This window comes from Paenibacillus sp. N119s, from assembly GCF_059447605.1.
Genome location: NZ_JCAJRU010000368.1, coordinates 1 through 3194, shown reverse-complemented (window position 1 = coordinate 3194; position 3194 = coordinate 1). Strand labels below are relative to the sequence as shown.

2 protein-coding genes and 3 pseudogenes are annotated in these 3194 nt (G+C 48.9%); 1 reads left to right on the top strand and 4 read right to left on the bottom strand.

Annotation, left to right across the window (positions count from 1 at the left end):
* Nucleotides 1–226: 226 nt before the first annotated feature.
* Nucleotides 227–928 (bottom strand): annotated as a pseudogene (locus AC5V8P_RS24650) (saccharopine dehydrogenase); the annotation flags it as partial.
* 103 nt (nucleotides 929–1031) lie between these two features.
* Between AC5V8P_RS24650 and AC5V8P_RS24645 the strand changes: the two are divergent.
* Nucleotides 1032–1531: pseudogene (locus tag AC5V8P_RS24645) on the top strand (LuxR C-terminal-related transcriptional regulator); the annotation flags it as partial.
* Nucleotides 1532–1606: 75 nt separating this feature from the next.
* Here AC5V8P_RS24645 and AC5V8P_RS24640 read toward each other — a convergent pair.
* The 3 genes and pseudogenes from AC5V8P_RS24640 to AC5V8P_RS24630 form a co-directional block, all read right to left on the bottom strand.
* Nucleotides 1607–1786: a hypothetical protein gene (locus tag AC5V8P_RS24640; RefSeq protein WP_063209972.1), complete on the bottom strand. Its 180-nt coding sequence runs from the start codon at nucleotides 1784–1786 to the stop codon at nucleotides 1607–1609.
* Between the two features lie 77 nt (nucleotides 1787–1863).
* The gene (locus AC5V8P_RS24635; protein WP_063209973.1) at nucleotides 1864–2865 is read right to left on the bottom strand and encodes a diacylglycerol kinase catalytic domain-containing protein; all 1002 of its coding nucleotides are present in this window, start codon (nucleotides 2863–2865) and stop codon (nucleotides 1864–1866) included.
* Nucleotides 2862–3194: pseudogene (locus AC5V8P_RS24630) on the bottom strand (SPFH domain-containing protein); the annotation flags it as partial. The gene AC5V8P_RS24635 and the pseudogene AC5V8P_RS24630, both read right to left, overlap by 4 nt.

The window sequence follows — 3194 nt, the reverse complement described above, 5'->3', positions numbered from 1 at the left end:
TCCTTCTTCCGGTGTGTAAAATCGATATTTTACTATAAAATCGTGCGGATGCTGCCTACTATGTTCATAGGGATTCCACATTTCATATCATCCCCTCTGGTCTTTCCCAGAAATATGTACTTCCTTCTAGTGTAATCCAATAGGAAAAGAAATCCAAGACCTATCCGCAAGGCATTGCCGAATAAGCTTGGATGATAGGAGAGTCCTTTTTCAGAATATAAGACCTTTATACTTGTTGTCCGTTCACATGAATATCTACGTCTACCTGCTGTCCCAGCCAAGTCCGCATGCGATTCCATGAAAATACCTGCTCCATGTGAAAAACACCATGTGGAAGTTCTGAACGATACAGGGCAAGCGCTGCAAAGACGGCGGCTTTCGCAGTTAAATCAGACTGATGATGTCCCCTTAGCCTGCATTCGACCCTCGTCTCCTTGCCATTGAGCGTTCCCTGGGCGCCTACCTTGACTGCTACAGCATTTCCTCCAAAGTGCACCTTGCCAAAGCTGCGAACTACAACCTCACGAACTGCTGGCTGTCGGAGCAGACTTGATATCCCGATCGTCCGCAGCCCTGCCAGAAGCCGGGTGGTCAAAGGCGAATCGAAGCACAGGCGTGTGCTGACCGTAGGGACATTGAGTGTACGTGGAAGTGTCTGCTGATCCGAAAAGGGAAACCGATATGCCCGATGACGACCTCCCCCTGCACCAAAATCTGCCACCATGCCGTCGGTAAAGCTTTTTCGAGTCACGGGGCGTCCCTGTTCTATCACCTCCAGATCGGTATGAATCTGATCTACAGTCCACTCAATCACAGCCTGACTATGTCGATCACCCAAGCCCAGCATCAAAGATATGTTCAATTCATCCGTCCGATCCATGAGCTGTGTCGCTTGCAAAGCCAATAGATTGGTTAACCCCGAGCTAATCTTCTACACATACAACTTTTCCAACATGACCATACCCGCCAATGATGATGATGCTATTCTTTGTCATAAGCCGTCTCTCCCTCTTTAATCGCAAACCATGCATTTAGAATACGAATATCTGCACGAAGATATCATGAAATACGATCAACTGGTGCGAGAAGGACAGTCCATCGCAACGCTTCATGGGTCTACAAAAGGCCAGCCGGACCGAAGTATACGTTATAGAGAGGTTTTGCAACCCGCTGGATTCGGGGATGAGCTGCGGGTCCCGTTTATGTACAAAGGGAGCTGCTGGGGATTTCTTACGTTGTTTCACCACCATGGAAAACCTGTATTCAGCGCGGAAGAGCAACAACTACTTGGAGCATTAGCGCGTCCATAGCCTACCATTTGCGTCAAACGATGGCCGAGATCTACTCATGGACTGAACGAGAAAGACAGCTTGTCCATCTCATTGTGCAAGGCTTTTCTACCAAGGAACTGGCAAGTGCACTTCATATTACGGCTTACACGGTGCAGGATCATCTGAAAGCAATTTTCTTGAAAACAGAGGTAAGCAGCCGTTGTGAGCTAAGTATGAAAGTATATTCCAGATTTAATTAAAAATTCAAAAAGACAGATGACCCACTTAAAGGATCATCTGTCTTTGCATCATTGCTCTATTGAGACGCAAGAGTCTTATTTCTGCGAAGAGGATTTTGTATCGTCGTATGATACTGGTGTGGGCTTCGCAATCCATTCATCAGCCTCTGGCTCGATATCCACGCCGTTGTCCAGCTTCGTCTTCTCCATCAAGGAATCTCCGTCCTCGTTCTTCTTGTTGCGGATTTTCGCCTCGTCTTGAGTATGGTCGCTCATGTTGATTCCTCCTTTATTAATTTCATCTGATGGTTGTACCTTAATCATAATTACCCATTGCTGTCCTGTACAAACCTCTATACGACCAGATGCCCTTTTTTCTCCGCCGGTCCAATGGTCGCCTCAATGCCAGCATTAAACTCCAGGAAGTCGCTTTCTACTCCATCACTGAAAATAACTCCGTTCTCCGGCATCTGCGAAGCAATACGCAGCGGTCTTTCAACTGCCACCTGTCCAAATACCAGCTCCGCAGCAGTCGTCCGGCTGGGAAACGGTTCTCTCACCGTAAAATAAAGCGATGGCAAACTCCAGGCTGCACGATGATCATGCCCCATTCCTTCTACTGCCCCTTCTTGACTGAAAGCAGCATCTGTCATCAGGTGATCTGGAGTCAGCGAGACTGGGTGCCGTGTAGCACTGCCGACAATTCCGGCCGCTCCAGCCAACACACTCTTCAACCAGCCTGTCGCTCCCAGACCCGTGGAAACAATAATACCGCTGGATGATTGCTGCTCTACCTGCCCCTCCAATCTCAGCTCATATCTCGCAGACACATGAGTTTTGCGCCCGATGAACAAATCGTTCACGGCATATAAGGATTGACCGTCATTCAGTTGGGCCTTAGCCAGCGTAACCTCCTTAATCGGCCGTCTGTGCACGAACACATCTGGCACCACCCAGCGCAGATCAGATACAGTAAACGGCAGCAATACCCCGTCCCAGCGCATTGGATCTGGATTCACACCGATCAGCGGCTGTTCTGTCAAATATTTTAACGTGTTGGCTACCAGACCATCCTGCCCCAGTACCACCACCGTATCCTGTTCACCAAAAATAAAGTTCGGCACATGCTCCCGCTCCACAATCTGTACACGTCCCAAAGCCGATAACTCAGACGTCGCCGTTGCCACCGCCCTGCGGTAATTCTCATCTTCCAGCACATAATCACTGAAATCCGCCCCCAGCCGTTCCATAAAGAAACGAGCCTGCTGCACCGTATTGTATCGGACAATCAGTTCCTCCAGTCGCGTTTTACGCTTCACCAAAATAATCTTCTGCTCTGTCATTCGGCTGTTCATCGTGTTCTTCCTCCAGAGCCTCTCGATCCTGCTGATCCGCTCGTTCCCGTATCTGACATGAGACCTTGCAGCAGATCCGGTGTAATGTTCAACTGACCGATTTTTCCTGCATTTTCTGCAAGTTCCTGAAAGGCGATCGCAATCAGCTTATCTGGGCTCATATCCATGTTGGCCATAGCTTGAAGTACGTTAGGCTCGACATCCTGCAACGATTTCATCACCGCTGTTAGCTCATAGGCCTTGGCATCAGCTTCGGCCTTTTTATTCGTTACGGTCAGCTCAATCAGTTCGCGCTTTTTCTCCTCCAACGCCGTGTCAAACCGCAACTG

Excerpts from the sequence above, each read along its gene's own strand:
- AC5V8P_RS24635 (WP_063209973.1), bottom strand. The coding sequence starts at position 2,865 with ATGAACAGCCGAATGACAGAGCAGAAGATTATTTTGGTGAAGCGTAAA.
- AC5V8P_RS24640 (WP_063209972.1), bottom strand. The coding sequence starts at position 1,786 with ATGAGCGACCATACTCAAGACGAGGCGAAAATCCGCAACAAGAAGAAC.